Here is a 16665-nt window from a genome sequence, read left to right as displayed (position 1 = left end):
GTTTCGTCAGTGCCGGATCTTGTAGCCGGTCTTGAGCAGGTGCAGCGCGATCGCGCTCACCACGGCCAGCGCGCCACCCACCAGGGCCAGGCTGATCCAGGGGGAGACGTCGCTCACCCCGAAGAAGCCATAGCGGAAGCCGTCGATCATGTAGAAGAACGGGTTGAGGTGGCTCACGCGCTGCCAGAAATCGGGCAGGGAATGGATGGAGTAGAACACGCCCGACAGGAAGGTCATGGGCATGATGATGAAGTTCTGGAACGCGGCCATCTGGTCGAACTTCTCGGCCCAGAGCCCGGCGATCAGGCCCAGGGTGCCCAGCAGCGCCGCGCCCATGAAGCCGAAAGCCAGGATCCACAGCGGCGCCACCAGCGAGGGCTGCGCGAACCACCAGGTGACCAGCATCACGCCCAGGCCCACGGCCAGGCCGCGCACGATGGACGAACCCACGTAGGCCACGAACCAGGCGCGGTGCGACAGCGGCGTGAGCAGCAGGAACACCAGGTTGCCCATGATCTTGCTCTGGATCAGCGAGGACGAGCTGTTGGCAAAGGCGTTCTGCAGCACGCTCATCATCACCAGGCCGGGCAGCAGGAAGGCGGTGTAGCTCACCGACTCGTAGACCTGCACCCGGTCTTCGAGCACGTGGCCGAAGATCATGAGGTACAGGATGGCCGTGATCACGGGTGCCGCCACGGTCTGGAAGCCGACTTTCCAGAAGCGCAGCACCTCTTTGTAGAACAGCGTCTGCCAGCCGGTCATGCCGTCACCTCCGCGGGCGCGGCGGTGCGCGGTTGCGCACCGGTGAGGTCCAGGAAGACGTCTTCCAGGTCCGCCTTGCGGATCTCGATGTCCTCGGGCGAGACGCCCACCTCGCGCAGGCGCGCCAGAATGCGCTCGACCGCCAGCGCGTCGTTGGCCGGCAACTGCACCACCCGACCGGTGATGCGGGCCTGCACGGCCAGGTCAATCGGCAAGGCCGCGTCGGTCTTGAAGCGCAGCACGTTGGACGCCGCGCGCGCCAGCAGCGCCGAGGTGGTTTCGAGCGCCACCACCCGGCCCTGCTTGAGCATGGCGATGCGGCCGCACAGGGCTTCGGCCTCTTCCAGGTAGTGCGTGGTCAACAGCACGGTGCTGCCCATGCGCTTGTTGAGATCGGACACGAACTGCCACAGGGTCTGGCGCAGCTCCACATCCACGCCGGCGGTGGGCTCGTCGAGCACGATCACCGGCGGCTTGTGCACCAGCGCCTGCGCGATCAGCACCCGGCGCTTCATGCCACCCGAGAGCTGGCGCATGTTGGCCGTGGCCTTGTCGGCCAGGCCGAGGCCTTCGAGCAGTTCGTCGATCCAGGCGTCGTTGCGCTGAATGCCGAAGTAGCCGGACTGGATGCGCAAGGCCTCGCGCACGTTGAAGAAGGGGTCGAACACCAGTTCCTGCGGCACCACGCCGAGTTGCCGGCGCGCAGTGGCGTAGTCGGCCTGGACGTCGGCGCCGTGCACCAGCACGCGGCCCGAGGTGGCGCGCGCCAGGCCCGCGAGCACGCTGATGAGCGTGGTCTTGCCCGCGCCGTTGGGGCCGAGCAGGCCGAAAAACTCGCCGGGCTCGATGTCGAAGGACACCGATTGCAGCGCGTGCAGGTCGCCGCGCGGGGTCGAGTAGGTTTTGGAAACTTGCTGGAAGGAGACGGCTGGCATGCGCGGGCGGAACCCATGGGTCACCGGCCACGGGGCAGGACATCTGGCGGCCGCCGGTGAACCGGGTATTTTATGCGCCCCCCTCCCGCCGCGCTGGCGCGGGGTCGCTTGGCCGCCCTCAGGCCGCGAGCAGTTCGTGCACGCCGTAGAGCGAGGCGAGGTCTTCCAGCCGCCGGGGCCAGCCGCTGACCTGCAGGGCCTTGCCCTGGGCCAGCACACGCCGGCGCAGCTCGAGCAGCACCGACAGCGCCGAGGAGTCGAACACCTGGAGCGCGCCGGCGTTGACCACCACGGTGGCCTCCGACTGACCCGCCAGTTCGCCGCCGAGACGGGCCAGGGTCTGGTCCGCCTCGGCCAGGGTCAGCCGCTCGGGCAATTCAAGGCTGGCCATGGTTCAGCTGGCCTTGGGGGCCGCACCGCTCTTGTTGCGCTGCGCCAGCGACGCGATCAGGCCGTCGATGCCCTTGCTGCCGATTTCCTGGGCAAACTGGGTGCGGTAGGTTTCGACCAGCCAGACGCCCAGCACGTTCAGGTCATAGATCTTCCAGCCGGTGGGCGTCTTCTCCATGCGGTAGTCGAGCTGGATCGGATCGCCCTTGCCGCGCACCTCGGAACGCACCACCACCTCGGTGTCTTCGGGCTTGGAGCGCATCGGGCGGAAGCTCAGGGTCTGGTCCCGGACCTCGCCGAGCGCACCGGAATAGGTGCGCACCAGCAGGGTCTTGAACTCGTCCTGCAGTTGCTTCTGCTGCTCGGGCGTGGCCTGGCGCCAGTAGCGGCCCACCACCGAGGCGGTCATGCGCGAGAAATTCACGTTGGGCATGATCTTGCTGTCCACCAGCGCCACGATGCGGTTCACGTCGCCCGCCTGGATCGCCGGATCGGCCTTGATGGTGGCCAGCACCTCGGAAGACAGGCGCTTGACCATGGCATCCGGCGCCTCATCCTGGGCGAAGGCCGGGAGAGAGAAAGCGCCCGCCGCGGCGGTCATCAAAAAGGCGGCAAGCCAGGAGCGGCGTTTCATCATGTGGTTCCTTTCGAGGCCAGACGGCCTTGCTGCAGACACCGCAGCGTAGTTCATCGGAGCGCCCGGATTGTGAAGCGCGCCCCTTTCAATCGTTGCGATTCGTATCCGTGTGACGGGCTTCACCGCTCACCGTCGCCCAGACCGATGCCCTTGTCGATCAGGTCGTCGATCTGGTTTTGCCGGCGGTTCAGGTAGAAATCGCGCATGAAGCTGTATTTATCCAGTGCGGCGTCATCCAGCAAGGTGCCGGCGCGCAGCAGCCCGGCACGGGTGTCGACCACGCGCAGCGCCATGAGGGAATTGCGCGACGGCACGTGGTTCACGCTCGACACCGGGTCCCCGACGAAGTCCACCACCAGGCCGGTGCCGTCGCGCACGGACGACGGGCCCAGCAGCGGCAGCACCAGGTAAGGACCCGACGGCGCGCCCCAGCGCCCCATCGTCTGCCCAAAGTCCAGGCGCGTGCGGGGGATGCCCATCTCGCTGGCGATGTCGAGCACGCCGGCGATGCCGAACACCGTGTTCACACTGAAACGCATGAGATTTTCGGTTGCCTCGCGCGGGCGCAGCTGGAGGCCGGCATTCACCGAGGACCAGAGGTCGCCGAGGTTGCTGAAGAAGTTGCTCACGCCGGTGCGCACCGGGCTGGGCGTGACCTTCTGGTAGGCGGTCGCCACGGGTTTGAGCACGGCCGTGTCCACGGCGTCGTTGAACTGGTAGACCCCGCGGTTGAACGGTTCGAGCGGGTCGCGCGGGTTGGCGTCGGGCCCGGTGGCGCAACCGGCCATCAGCGAGACGGTCAGCGCCAGCGCGGCGCCTTTGAAGACGGCCCCGGCGGGGCTGTGGTGGAGATTTTTCATGGTGTGATTTCCCTGAGTTGTGCACCCGGCTGTCGTGTTGTTATGCGAACAGCCTACATTCTCGGTGCCCAGGGAATACCCTCGCGAGGGGGCGTTGCAAAGCCCCCACAGGCTTATTTCGCCGTTTCGGCTTCCTTGCTGCCGCTTCCATCGGCGGCCCGACTGAAGAGGAACTGGCTGATCAGGTTCTCGAGAACGATGGCCGACTGCGTCTGGGTCACCACGTCACCGTCCGCGAAGTTGCGCTCGTCCCCGCCCGGCTCGATGCCGATGTATTGCTCGCCGAGCAGGCCGCTGGTGAGGATCTTGAGCGAGCTGTCCTTGGGGAAGGCATAGCGAGACTGCAGCTCCAGGCGGATGTTGGCCTGAAACGTCTTGTCGTCGAAGGTGATGGACTCGACGCGCCCAACCAGCACGCCGGCGCTGCGCACAGCCGCCTTGGGTTTGAGGCCGCCGATGTTGTCGAAGCGCCCGACCACGTGGTAGGTCTTCTCGAAGTTCAGGCTGAGCAGATTGGCCGACTGCAGCGCAAGAAACAGGATGGCCACCGCGCCGATCAGCACGAACAAGCCCACCCAGACGTCATTTTTGGAAGTTTGCATGTCCATCCACTCCAATCAGATGCTGAACATCATGGCGGTGAGGACGAAGTCCAGCGCCAGCACGCTCAGCGAAGCCACCACCACGGTGCGGGTGGTGGCACGAGAAACCCCTTCAGGCGTCGGGTGCGCCTGGAAGCCCTGTAACAGGGCCACGAAGGTGACGGCAAAGCCGAACACCACGCTTTTGATGATGCCGTTGCCGACGTCGGCCCAGACGTCCACCCCGCCCTGCATCTGGCTCCAGAAGGCCCCGCTGTCCAGGCCGATGAGCAGCACGCCCACCACCCAGCCGCCCACGATGCCGATGGCACTGAAGACCGCCGCGAGCAAGGGCATGACGATGGCGCCGGCCACGAAGCGCGGGGCCAGCACGCGGCGCACCGGGTCCACCGCCATCATTTCCATGGCACTGAGCTGTTCGCCGGCCTTCATGAGGCCGATCTCGGCGGTGAGCGAGGTGCCGGCGCGCCCCGCGAACAGCAGGGCCGTGACCACCGGGCCCAGCTCGCGCATGAGCGAGAGCGCCACCAGCAGACCGAGCGCCTCGGTGGCGCCGTAGCGTTGCAGCGTGTAGTAGCCCTGCAGGCTGAGCACGAAACCGACGAACAGGCCGGAAACGCCGATGATGGCCAGCGAGTGGTTGCCCAGGAAATGGATCTGGTCGCGCACCAGCGCGGGGCGGCGCAGCGCGGCCCCCATCAGCCACACCAGGCGGCCGAACAGGCGGGTGCCCCGGCCGATGGCGGCGAGCTGCAGGCGCACCGCACGGCCCACGCGGGCGGGATGCAGGGCGTTCATGGGCGAGCTCCCCGACGGGTCGGGCCGAAATCCTCCAGGAGGTCCGGGCCCGGGTGGTGGAAACGCACCGGCCCGTCGGGCAGCGCGTTGACGAACTGGTGCACCAGCGGGTCCTGGCTGTGCCGCACTTCCTCGGGCGTGCCCTGGGCGGCGATCTTGCCATTGGCCAGCACGATCACCTGGTCGGCAATGTGGAAGGTTTCGTCCAGGTCGTGCGAAACCACGATGCTGGTCAGGCCCATGGCGTCGTTGAGCTGGCGGATCAGGCGCGCGGCGGTGCCGAGCGAGATCGGGTCCAGGCCCGCGAAGGGCTCGTCGTACATCACGAGTTCGGGGTCCAGCGCGATGGCACGGGCCAGCGCGACGCGCCGGGCCATGCCGCCGGAGAGCTCGCTGGGCATGAGGTCGCGCGCGCCGCGCAGCCCCACGGCGTTGAGCTTCATCAGCACGATGTCGCGCACCATGGCTTCGGGCAGTTGCGTGTGCTCGCGCAGCGGAAAGGCCACGTTGTCGAACACGCTCATGTCGGTGAACAGCGCACCGAACTGGAACAGCATGCCCATGCGGCGGCGCGCCGCGTACAGCGCCTTCTCGCCCATGATGGTCACGTCCTGCCCGTCGAACAGCGTCTGGCCGGACTGGCCGCGGATCTGCCCGCCGATCAGGCGCAGCACCGTGGTCTTGCCACCGCCGGACGCGCCCATGAGCGCCGTGACCTTGCCACGCGGCACGGTCAGCGAGATGTTGTCGAGGATGGCGCGCTCGCCGTACCCGAAGGTCAGGTTGCGCAGCTCGACAAGAGGGGATGTGGAATCGGTGGGCATCAAACAAAAACCGGGCAGTTCAGCGCCCGGTTTTTGGATGATACGGGATTCAGGGTTGACCCTGATCCGTTACCAGCGGTATCAGCGCGGCAGGTCGGAGAAACCCATCAGGAACTCGTCGACCGAGCGGGCGGCCTGGCGGCCTTCGCGGATCGCCCACACCACCAGGCTCTGGCCGCGGCGCATGTCGCCAGCGGCGAAGACCTTGGGCACGTTGGTGACGTAGCCGCCGGTGAAGTCCGTGCTGGCCTTGGCATTGCCGCGCGCGTCCTTCTCGACCCCGAAGCCGTCCAGGATGGTGGCGACCGGGTTCACGAAGCCCATGGCGAGCAGCACCATGTCGGCCTTGTAGGTCTTTTCCGTGCCGGGAATTTCGACCAGCTTGCCGTCCTTCATCTCCACATGAACGGTGGTGAGACCGGTGACCTTGCCCTTTTCGCCGATGAATTCCTTGGTGGAGATGGCGAACTCGCGCACACAGCCTTCCTCGTGGCTGGAGCTGGTGCGCAGCTTGAGCGGCCAGTACGGCCACACCAGGGGCTTGTTTTCCTCTTCCGGCGGCTGCGGCATCACCTCGAACTGCGTGACGCTGACCGCACCATGGCGGTTGCTGGTGCCCACGCAGTCGCTGCCGGTGTCGCCGCCGCCGATGACGATGACGTGCTTGCCGTCGGCGCGAAGCTGGCCCTTGAGCTTGTCGCCGGCGTTGACCTTGTTCTGCTGCGGCAGGAATTCCATGGCGAAATGGATGCCGTCCAGATCGCGGCCGGGCACAGGCAGATCCCGGCTCTGCTCGGAACCGCCAGTCAGCAGCACGGCGTCGAAGTCCTTCTGCAGCTGCTCGGGCGAGATGGTTTCCTTGGCCCAGTTCGTGACTTTGCTGCCCTTGGGCAGGGCGCCGACCATGACGCCGGTGCGGAACACCACGCCTTCGGCCTCCATCTGCTTCACGCGCAGGTCGATGTGGCTCTTCTCCATCTTGAAGTCGGGAATGCCGTAGCGCAGCAGGCCGCCAACCCGGTCGTTCTTCTCGAACAGGGTCACGTCGTGGCCGGCGCGCGCCAGCTGCTGCGCCGCCGCCATGCCGGCCGGGCCAGAGCCCACGACGGCGACCTTCTTGCCGGTCTTGTGGCGCGGCGGCTGTGGCTGCACCCAGCCTTCGGCCCAGGCGCGGTCGATGATGGCGTGCTCGATCGACTTGATGCCCACGGCGTCGTCGTTCACGTTGAGCGTGCAGGCGGCCTCGCACGGGGCGGGGCAGATGCGGCCGGTGAACTCGGGGAAGTTGTTGGTGCTGTGCAGCACGGTGATGGCGTTCTGCCAGTCGCCCTGGTACACGAGGTCGTTGAAGTCCGGAATGACGTTGTTGACCGGGCAGCCGCTGTTGCAGAACGGCGTGCCGCAGTCCATGCAGCGCGCGGCCTGGACCTTGGATTGCGGCTCATTGAGGCCGACGACGAATTCCTTGTAATGCTTCAGGCGCTCGGGCACGGGCTTGTAGCCCTCTTCCAGACGCTCGTATTCCATGAAGCCGGTGACTTTTCCCATGATGCGATTCCTTCGTGTTCGTGCGTGCGGCGGGCTTACTTGGCGGGCGCCGTGGCTTTCTTCGCCGTGGCCTGGGCCTTGGTGGTGACGTCAGCCGCGGCCTTGCGGGCGTTGATCTCACCCAGGGCGCGCTTGTATTCGTTCGGGAACACCTTCACGAACTTGCCGCGCGACTGCGCCCAGGTGTCGAGCAGTTCGCGCGCACGCTTGCTGCCGGTCCAGCGGTTGTGGTCTTCCAACAGCTTTTTCAGCTGCGCCTCGTCGCTCTGGTCGCGGTGCCAGATGGCCCGGTCCAGCGTCGCCTCCTGTTCGGCGGCGGGCAGCACCTTTTCCAGGCTGACCATGGCCGAGTTGCAGCGCTTGGCGAAGTCGCCGTCCTCGTCGTACACATACGCAATGCCGCCGCTCATGCCGGCGGCGAAGTTGCGGCCGGTCTTGCCGAGCACGACCACGGTGCCGCCGGTCATGTATTCACAACCGTGGTCGCCCGTGCCTTCCACCACGGCGGTGGCACCCGACAGGCGCACCGCAAAGCGCTCACCGGCCACGCCGCTGAAGAAGGCTTCGCCGGTGGTGGCGCCGTACATCACGGTGTTGCCGACGATGATGTTGCGCGTGGCTTCGCCGCGGAAATCGATGCTGGGTCGCACCACCACACGGCCGCCGGAAAGGCCCTTGCCGGTGTAGTCGTTGGCGTCGCCGATCAGGTACAGCGTGATGCCGCGCGTGAGGAAGGCGCCGAACGACTGGCCGCCCGTGCCCTCGAGCTGGATGCGGATCGTGTCGTCCGGCAGGCCTTCGGGATGCACCTTCGTCACGGCGCCCGAGAGCATCGCGCCCACCGAGCGGTTGACGTTGCGCGCCACCTCGATGAACTGCACGCGTTCGCCCTTGTCGATCGCCGCGCGGGACTTCTGGATCAGGATGTTGTCCAGCGACTTCTCCAGCCCGTGTTCCTGGCTCTGGGTGTGCAGGCGCGGCACGTCGGCCGGCACCATCGGCTGTGCCAGCAGGCGGCCGAAGTCCAGGCCGCGCGCTTTCCAGTGCTCGATACCCTGCTTCATGTCCAGCAGGTCGGCGCGACCGATCAGGTCGTCGAACTTGCGGATGCCCAGCTGCGCCATGATCTGGCGCGCTTCTTCGGCGATGAAGAAGAAGTAGTTCACCACGTGCTCGGGCTTGCCGCTGAACTTCTTGCGCAGCACCGGGTCCTGCGTGGCCACGCCCACCGGACAGGTGTTGAGGTGGCACTTGCGCATCATGATGCAGCCCTCGACCACCAGCGGTGCGGTGGCGAAGCCGAACTCGTCGGCACCGAGCAGCGCGCCGATCACGACGTCGCGACCGGTCTTCATCTGGCCGTCGGCCTGCACGCGGATGCGGCTGCGCAGGCGGTTGAGCACCAGCGTCTGCTGCGTTTCGGCCAGACCGATTTCCCAGGGGCTGCCGGCGTGCTTGATGGACGACCAGGGCGAGGCGCCCGTGCCGCCGTCATGGCCGGCGATCACCACGTGGTCGGCCTTGCACTTGGCCACGCCGGCGGCGATGGTGCCCACACCGATCTCGGACACCAGCTTGACGCTGATGCTGGAGTGCGGCGCGACGTTCTTCAGGTCGTGGATCAGCTGCGCCAGGTCCTCGATGGAGTAGATGTCGTGGTGCGGGGGCGGCGAGATCAGGCCCACGCCCGGCACGCTGTGGCGCAGCTTGCCGATGTAGTCGCTGACCTTGCCGCCGGGCAGCTGGCCGCCCTCGCCGGGCTTGGCGCCCTGCGCCATCTTGATCTGGATCTGGTCAGCGCTGTTGAGGTACTCGGCCGTGACACCGAAGCGGCCCGAGGCGACCTGCTTGATCTTGGAGCGCATCGAATCGCCCGCCTGCAACTCGTAGTCCACCTCAAAGGTGTCCTTGCCCAGCAGGTCCGACATGGTCTGGCCCTGCTTGATCGGGATGCCCTTGAGCTCGTTGCGGTAGCGCAGCGCATCCTCGCCGCCTTCACCGGTGTTGCTCTTGCCGCCGATGCGGTTCATGGCGACGGCCAACGTGGCGTGCGCCTCGGTCGAGATGGAGCCCAGCGACATGGCGCCGGTGGCGAAGCGCTTGACGATCTCGGCCGCCGGCTCGACCTCGTCGATCGAAATCGCCGTGCTGGGGTTGATCTTGAACTCGAACAGGCCGCGCAGCGTCATGTGGCGACGGCTCTGGTCGTTGATGATCTGCGCGTACTCCTTGTACGTGTTCCAGTTGTTCGCGCGCGTGCTGTGCTGCAGCTTGGCGATGGCGTCGGGCGTCCACATGTGCTCTTCGCCCCGGGTGCGCCAGGCGTATTCGCCGCCGGTTTCCAGCATCGTGGCCAGCACCGGGTCGTCACCGAAGGCCGCCTTGTGCATGCGGATGCCTTCTTCGGCGATCTCGAACACACCGATGCCGCCCACGCGGCTGGCGGTGCCGGTGAAGTACTTGTCCACGGTTCCGCTGTTGAGGCCGATCGCCTCGAACAGTTGCGCGCCGCAGTAGGACATGTAGGTCGACACGCCCATCTTGGACATGATCTTGGACAGGCCCTTGCCGATGGCCTTGACGTAGTTGTAGATCGCCTTGTCGGCGCTCAGGTCGCCCGGCAGGCCCTGGCTGATGGCGGCCAGGGTTTCCATCGCAAGGTAGGGGTGCACGGCCTCGGCGCCATAGCCGGCGAGCACGGCGAAGTGATGCACTTCGCGGGCCGTGCCGGTCTCCACCACCAGACCGGCGCTGGTGCGCAGGCCCTCGCGCACCAGGTGCTGGTGGATCGCGGACAGCGCCAGCAAGGCGGGAATGGCGATCTGCGTGGCGCTGATGGCGCGGTCGCTGATGATCAGGATGTTCTTGCCGCCCTTGATGGCGTCCACCGCGCTCGCGCACAGCGAAGCCAGCTGGGCTTCCACGCCTTCGCGGCCCCAGGCAGCGGGGTAGGTGATGTCCAGCGTGTGGCTGCGGAACTTGCCCTGCGTCACGGCGTCGATGTCGCGCAGCTTGGCCATGTCGGCGAAGTCCAGCACCGGCTGGCTCACCTCCAGGCGCATCGGCGGGTTGACCTGGTTGATGTCGAGCAGGTTGGGCTTGGGACCGATGAAGGACACCAGCGACATCACAATCGCTTCGCGGATCGGGTCGATCGGCGGGTTGGTCACCTGCGCGAACAGCTGCTTGAAGTAGTTGTACAACGGCTTGTTCTTGTCGGACAGCACGGCCAGCGGGCTGTCGTTGCCCATGGAGCCGATGCCCTCTTCGCCGTTGGCGGCCATGGGGCTCATCAGGAACTTGATGTCTTCCTGCGTGTAGCCGAAGGCCTGCTGGCGGTCCAGCAGCTCGGGCGCCACGCGCTCGACGCCGGCCGACTGCGGCTCGGTGGCCGTGATGCGCTGCTCCTGAGCGGCCTCGCCCGCCACGGGCGTTTCCACGTCATCGAGGCGGATGCGCAGGTTGTCGATCCACTGCTTGTAGGGCTTGCTGTTGGCGAGGTTGGCCTTGAGCTCCTCGTCGTCGATCATGCGGCCCTGTTCCAGGTCGATCAGGAACATCTTGCCGGGCTGCAGGCGCCATTTGCGCACGATCTTGTTTTCCGGCACGGGCAGCACGCCCGACTCGGAACCCATGATCACGAAATCGTCGTCGGTGATGCAGTAGCGCGAAGGGCGCAGGCCGTTGCGGTCCAGCGTGGCGCCGATCTGGCGACCGTCGGTGAACACGATGGAGGCAGGGCCGTCCCAGGGCTCCATCATCGCGGCGTGGTATTCGTAGAAGGCCTTGCGACGGCCGTCCATGGTGGTGTGCTGTTCCCAGGGCTCGGGAATCATCATCATCACGGCCTGGGCCAGCGGATAGCCCGCCATGGTGAGCAGCTCGAGGCAGTTGTCGAAGGTGGCGGTGTCGGACTGGCCGGCGAAGCTGATCGGGTACAGCTTCTGCAGATCGGCGCCCAGCACCGGCGAGGACATCACGCCCTCGCGCGCCTTCATCCAGTTGTAGTTGCCTTTGACGGTGTTGATCTCGCCGTTGTGCGCGACGTAGCGGTACGGGTGGGCCAGCGGCCACTCGGGGAAGGTGTTGGTCGAGAAGCGCTGGTGCACCAGGCCCAGGGCGGAGACGCAGCGCTCGTCTTCCAGGTCGCGGAAATAGGTGCCCACCTGGTCGGCCAGCAGCAGGCCCTTGTAGACCACGGTGCGGCTGCTCATGCTGACCACGTAGTACTCTTTGCTGTGGGTCAGCTTGAGGCGCTGGATGTTGGCGCTGGCCGTCTTGCGGATCACGTAGAGCTTGCGTTCCAGCGCGTCCTGCACGATCACGTCGTTGCCGCGGCCGATGAAGACCTGGCGGATGATCGGTTCCTTTTCGCGCACCGTGGGCGACATCGGCATGTCGCGGTTGACCGGCACATCGCGCCAGCCCAGCAGCACCTGGCCTTCGGCGGCGATCGCGCGCTCCATCTCCTGTTCACAAGCCAGGCGGCTGGCGTGTTCCTTGGGCATGAAGATCATGCCCACGCCGTACTCGCCCGCCGGCGGCAGTGCCACGCCCTGGGCCGCCATCTCCTCGCGGTACAGCGCATCGGGCAGCTGGATCAACAGCCCTGCCCCGTCGCCCATGAGCTTGTCGGCACCGACCGCGCCCCGGTGGTCCAGGTTCTCCAGGATCTTCAGGCCCTGCTTCACGATGGCGTGGCTCTTCTCGCCCTTGATGTGGGCCACGAAGCCCACACCGCACGCGTCGTGCTCATGCGAAGGGTCGTACAGACCGTGTTGCTGGAGGTGCTGCTGTTCGGCTGCCGTGGTCATGGCGCTTCCTTCTCGGTTCGTGGGGCGTAAAGCAAAAACGGGATTGCGAGCTTATTGCATTGCAACAACAATGCCAAGCAGATTAATAGGGGTCAGATTCCAATTAAATCCCGACAAATTTGATCGGCGTTTTATTGGGGACAGATTAAAAGTAGCGAGACGAATCGTTTGAACAGGGTGTTGGGTGTGTTCAGCCCTCGTCGGAGGGCGTGGACGCGGGGCGCCCGGGGCGGCCACGTGCGATGCGGCGCGGTGTGCGCTTTTGCAACTCCGCCGCGAAGTCCGCATCCCCCAGGGCCCAGCCGTGCAAGGTGGCGTCGGTGATGGCGCCCTGCTGCGCGCCGGTCTGTCCCGCGTGCACCAACTCGGTGTACGCCGCTTCCCGGGCGAAGGGGGTGTTGCCCAGCGCCCAGTAAACGGCCGGCGGCGTGATGCGGCGGTCCGGGGCCTGCCCGATGTAGTGGCGGTGGCTGGACCAGGGGTGGTTTTTCGGGTCCACCACCATGCCGGCCCGCACGGGGTTGAGGTCCATGTAGACCATGCAGGCCAGGAGGTAGCGTTCGGTCTGGACCAGGGTGGACTTGTAGCGCCCTTCCCACAAAGTGCCGGTGCGTTGGTAGCGGTCGTTGAAGTAGCGCACGTAACGCCGCCCGACGGCCTGCATCATCAGCGGCACGCCTTCCGCCGTTTCCGGCGTGAGCAGCAGATGGAAATGGTTGTCCATCAACACGTAGGCGTTGAAGGCCACACCGTGCTTGCGCGCGTTCTCGCCAAGCAACTCCAGCAGGAACTCGCGGTCGGCATCGCTGCGCACGATGTCCTGGCGGTTGTTGCCACGCTGGATGACATGGTGCGCGTAACCTGCAACGGTCAGGCGGGGAAGACGGGCCATGAAAGCAGTCGAAAGGGGCGCCGCACAGCGGCTCGGGGGAATCCGACCCCGATTATGGTCGGGCGCGCCAGGCGGCCTGCAGCCGGCCCGCGAGCATCACGCCCAGCAACGAGGAGGCGCCGGTCACCGTCCAGGTCCATTGCCAGCCGCCGACCAGGGTGGCCACCCAGGCCACCAGCGGCGGCCCGAGGAATTGACCGAGGGCAGAGAACTGTTGCATCCAGCCCACCGTGGTGGACACGGTCTCGTTGTCGGGGGCGAGTTTGACCGCCAGGCCAAACAGCGTGCCGGGAATCAGCCCACCCACCCCGGAGAAGACCAGCACGGCGAGGTACTGCGCCACCGGGTACCCCTCGGCGCCAAAGGCCACCCAGGCTCCCACGCCCATCGCGACGTAGGCCAGCGCCAGCACCACCCCTGGGCGCGCGCCCCTGGCGAGCCACCAGCCCCCGCCGATGTTGCCGACCATGTTGATGCCCGCGGCCAGGGCGCTGAGCACGGCCACCGTGGCACCGGTGTACCCCGCCTGGTGGTAGATCGTCGGCAGGAAACCGACCACGGCCAGCCATTGGCCCGAATACAGGAAGAACGCCAGGGCCATCAGCCACGGGCCCGGGGCCTTCAGCGTGCGTCGAAGGCGCGGGCCCAGGGCGGTGGCCACCGGTGCGGTGCCGGACTGCGCCTGTGCATCGGGCGGCACCCACTTCGCCAACCCGACCGCAGCCAGCAAAGACAGCAGCGCCAGCAGCAACCAGGCCCAGCGCCAACCAACGGCGGACAGCAAGGGCACACCGAGCAACAGGGCCAACGATGTACCCAGGGGCATGTACGCCCCCCACCAACCCAGCGAACGGGACAGCGTGGGCGCATGGTGCACGCGCTGTCGAAGCAAGCCGGGCGCTGGCAGAACCGCCGACAGGAACCCCATGCCTTCGATCACGCGCGTGGCCAGCAACACATGAACGTTGGGGGCCAGGGCACCCAACGCACTCCCCACCGCGAGCAGCAACAGCCCGGCCAGCATGACGCGGCGCGGCCCCAAACGATCCGCCATCAGCCCCACCACGAGGCCCAGCGTCATGCCGGCGAGCTGCACCAGCGACAGCAGGAAGCCGGCCTGCACCAGGCTCAGGCCCAGGCTTTCCCGCAGCACGGGAATGGCGACAGGCAGCTTGCCCACGTGCAGGGCGCAGGTAACGCCCACGGCGACCACCAGGGCCGCGAGGGGTCTGGCTGCGAGACCTGTCGATGCCGTCATGGGAACAGCACCGCGCCATAGAGGCGCTCATGTTCACGGATCGCAAAGCGGTCCGTCATGCCGGCGATGTAGTCGGCCACCGCCCGGGCCAGGTGTTGCTTGCGCCCATGCGCTTCGGGCAATTCACCAGGGGCGTTCATGTAGCGATCAAACAGATCGCTGACCACGCGGCGCGCGCGGTCGGTGGTTTCCATCACCTGCGGATGCCGGTAGAGATTGCGAAACAGGAAGCTCTTCAGCACCTGCGAGCGCTCCCGCATGCCGTCGGAGAAAGCCACCAGGGGCGGGCGCGCCCGCACGGCTTCCACACTGTGGACCTGCGCTGCCGAAAGCCGCGCGCGCGTCGTGTCGATCACGTCATAGACCTGATCGCTGAGCATCAGCCGAATGGACTCGAACAACAGCCTGCGGCCTTGCAACTGCGGGTGCGCCTTCAAGGCCGTGCGGCGGTAGTGCTCGAACAACTCCACATCGGCCATCTGATCCATGGTCAACAAACCCGATCGCACGCCGTCGTCGATGTCGTGCGCGTTGTAGGCGATCTCGTCGGCCAGGTTGCACAGTTGCGCCTCCAGCGAGGGTGACCCGCCGTGAAGGAAGCGCGAGGCCACGCCACCCGGCTCCTGCTGCTCCAGCCGCAAGGCATTGGCCTTGGAGCAGTGCTTGAGGATGCCTTCTCGGGTCTCGAAACACAGGTTCAATCCGTCGAAGGCGGGGTAACGCTCTTCCAGCTCATCGACCACGCGCAGGCTCTGAAGGTTGTGCTCGAACCCCCAGCTGTCCGTGTCGCCCGGGGCGGCTTGTGCGGACGCGGCCTTGAGGCAGGCGTTGAGGGCATCCTGTCCGGCATGCCCGAACGGCGTGTGCCCCAGATCGTGCGCCAGGGCGATGGCTTCGACGAGGTCTTCGTTCAAATGCAGCGAACGCGCGATGCTCCGGCCCAGTTGAGCCACTTCCAGCGAATGGGTGAGGCGCGTGCGAAACAGGTCGCCCTCATGGTTCAGGAACACCTGGGTCTTGTAAACCAGCCGCCGGAACGCGGTCGAGTGGATCACGCGGTCCCGATCGCGCTGAAACGCCGTGCGGGTCGGCGCCTCGGGTTCGGGGTGTCGGCGGCCACGGCTGTGCGCCGGACTGCTGGCGCAATCCGCGAGTCCGGCGGGCATCGCGGGGGAGGTCATGGCCATCAGGCCCGGCAGCTGGTTTCGATCACCTGGGCCACGGTCGCATCGGGGGCGCTGCGCACGGCGGCATGGCCCGGGGTATCGATCAACACGAACTTGATGGCCCCGCCTTCGGACTTCTTGTCCACTCGCATGAGGTCGAGGTAGCGACCCACGTTGTCGCGGCTGTCGAGCACGGGTGCCACCGTGGGCAGTCCCGCGCGCCGCACCAGGGCAACCAAGCGCTCGACGAACGCGGCGTCCACCAGACCGAGCGCGGCCGACAGGCGCGCGGCCATCACCATGCCGCACCCCACAGCCTCACCGTGCAACCAGGCGCCGTAGCCCATGCCAGCCTCGATGGCGTGCCCGAAGGTGTGGCCGAAATTGAGGATCGCGCGCATGCCCGCTTCGCGTTCGTCCTGCCCCACCACCCCGGCCTTGATCTCGCAACTGCGGCGCACCGCAAAGGCCAGTGCGGCGGCATCGCGCGCCATGAGCGCGTCGATGTTGGTTTCAATCCAGTCCAGCAGGGCCATGTCGGCGATCGGCCCGTACTTGATGACTTCGGCCAGCCCCGCGCTGAGCTCGCGCTCCGGCAAGGTCATGAGCACGTCGAGGTCGCACAACACGCGCTGAGGCTGGTAGAAGGCCCCGATCATGTTCTTGCCCAGGGGGTGGTTGATGGCGGTCTTGCCCCCCACCGACGAATCCACCTGCGCGAGCAGCGTGGTGGGCACCTGCACAAAGGGCACGCCCCGCATGTAGCTCGCCGCGGCGAAGCCGGTCATGTCGCCGACCACGCCGCCGCCCAGCGCGAAGAGCACCGTCTTGCGGTCGCAGCCGTGCGACAGCAAGGCGTCAAAAATGAGGTTGAGCGACTCCCAGGTCTTGTAGGCCTCGCCGTCGGGCAACACCACGGTGTGGATCACGGCATAGTGCGGTGCCAGCACCTTGAGCAGCCGCTCCTGGTACAGCGGGGCCACCGTCTGGTTCGTGACGATCATGGCGCTGGCGGCGCGAGGCAGATCCGCGTAGCTCTCTGGTGCGTCCAGCACACCGGGGCCGATCACGATGCCATAGCTGCGGTCACCGAGATCGATGTTCACCTGTTGAACGCGCGGGGTCGTGGGCTGTGAGGTCATGGGCACCGAGTTTATTCGGTGCGAGGGCCATGGCCCG

At 66.6% G+C, this 16665-nt stretch carries 14 protein-coding genes; all 14 read right to left on the bottom strand.

The genetic code is table 11. The features are described 5' to 3' along the window. Positions 1–6: 6 nt before the first annotated feature. On the bottom strand, positions 7–762 hold the full coding sequence (locus AC07ZS_RS15050) for an ABC transporter permease (protein ID WP_494799348.1): 756 nt from the start codon (positions 760–762) through the stop codon (positions 7–9). After that, positions 759–1697, bottom strand: coding sequence for an ABC transporter ATP-binding protein (locus tag AC07ZS_RS15045; protein WP_494799347.1), 939 nt, complete (start codon positions 1695–1697; stop codon positions 759–761). Before AC07ZS_RS15045 ends, AC07ZS_RS15050 begins: the two co-directional genes overlap by 4 nt. 118 nt (positions 1698–1815) lie before the next feature. Beyond that, positions 1816–2088, bottom strand: coding sequence for an STAS domain-containing protein (locus AC07ZS_RS15040; protein WP_494799346.1), 273 nt, complete (start codon positions 2086–2088; stop codon positions 1816–1818). 3 nt (positions 2089–2091) lie between these two features. Then, the gene (locus tag AC07ZS_RS15035; RefSeq protein ID WP_494799345.1) at positions 2092–2721 is read right to left on the bottom strand and encodes an MlaC/ttg2D family ABC transporter substrate-binding protein; all 630 of its coding nucleotides are present in this window, start codon (positions 2719–2721) and stop codon (positions 2092–2094) included. A gap of 122 nt (positions 2722–2843) precedes the next feature. Continuing rightward, entirely contained in the window at positions 2844–3584 is a 741-nt protein-coding gene (locus AC07ZS_RS15030) for an MlaA family lipoprotein (protein ID WP_494799344.1), read from the bottom strand. Between the two features lie 113 nt (positions 3585–3697). Next, positions 3698–4186 carry an outer membrane lipid asymmetry maintenance protein MlaD gene (gene mlaD, locus AC07ZS_RS15025; protein ID WP_494799343.1) on the bottom strand — a complete coding sequence of 163 codons (489 nt, stop codon included), beginning with the start codon at positions 4184–4186 and terminating at the stop codon, positions 3698–3700. Between the two features lie 15 nt (positions 4187–4201). After that, a complete protein-coding gene (mlaE, locus tag AC07ZS_RS15020) occupies positions 4202–4984 on the bottom strand; it encodes a lipid asymmetry maintenance ABC transporter permease subunit MlaE (RefSeq protein WP_494799342.1) in 783 nt (260 codons plus the stop codon). After that, positions 4981–5808, bottom strand: a complete 828-nt coding sequence (locus AC07ZS_RS15015; RefSeq protein WP_494799341.1) for an ABC transporter ATP-binding protein — start codon at positions 5806–5808, stop codon at positions 4981–4983. The genes mlaE and AC07ZS_RS15015 overlap by 4 nt, the downstream gene beginning before the upstream one ends. A gap of 81 nt (positions 5809–5889) precedes the next feature. Further along, on the bottom strand, positions 5890–7356 hold the full coding sequence (locus AC07ZS_RS15010) for a glutamate synthase subunit beta (protein ID WP_494799340.1): 1467 nt from the start codon (positions 7354–7356) through the stop codon (positions 5890–5892). 35 nt (positions 7357–7391) lie between these two features. Beyond that, positions 7392–12170, bottom strand: coding sequence for a glutamate synthase-related protein (locus AC07ZS_RS15005; RefSeq protein ID WP_494799339.1), 4779 nt, complete (start codon positions 12168–12170; stop codon positions 7392–7394). 190 nt (positions 12171–12360) lie between these two features. Then, complete coding sequence (locus AC07ZS_RS15000) at positions 12361–13062, bottom strand: transposase (RefSeq protein ID WP_494799338.1); 702 nt, start codon at positions 13060–13062, stop codon at positions 12361–12363. A 52-nt stretch (positions 13063–13114) separates the two neighbouring features. After that, a complete protein-coding gene (locus AC07ZS_RS14995; RefSeq protein ID WP_494799337.1) occupies positions 13115–14320 on the bottom strand; it encodes an MFS transporter in 1206 nt (401 codons plus the stop codon). Beyond that, positions 14317–15507, bottom strand: a complete 1191-nt coding sequence (locus AC07ZS_RS14990) for a deoxyguanosinetriphosphate triphosphohydrolase (RefSeq protein WP_494799336.1) — start codon at positions 15505–15507, stop codon at positions 14317–14319. The genes AC07ZS_RS14995 and AC07ZS_RS14990 overlap by 4 nt, the downstream gene beginning before the upstream one ends. Further along, positions 15507–16628: a 3-dehydroquinate synthase gene (gene aroB / locus AC07ZS_RS14985; RefSeq protein ID WP_494799335.1), complete on the bottom strand. Its 1122-nt coding sequence runs from the start codon at positions 16626–16628 to the stop codon at positions 15507–15509. Before aroB ends, AC07ZS_RS14990 begins: the two co-directional genes overlap by 1 nt. Positions 16629–16665 lie beyond the last annotated feature (37 nt).

The sequence above is a fragment of the Hydrogenophaga sp. GW456-12-10-14-TSB4 genome (assembly GCF_059424305.1).
The sequence above is the reverse complement of the archived record's forward strand: the minus strand, read 5'-3'. Positions and strand labels throughout refer to the sequence as shown.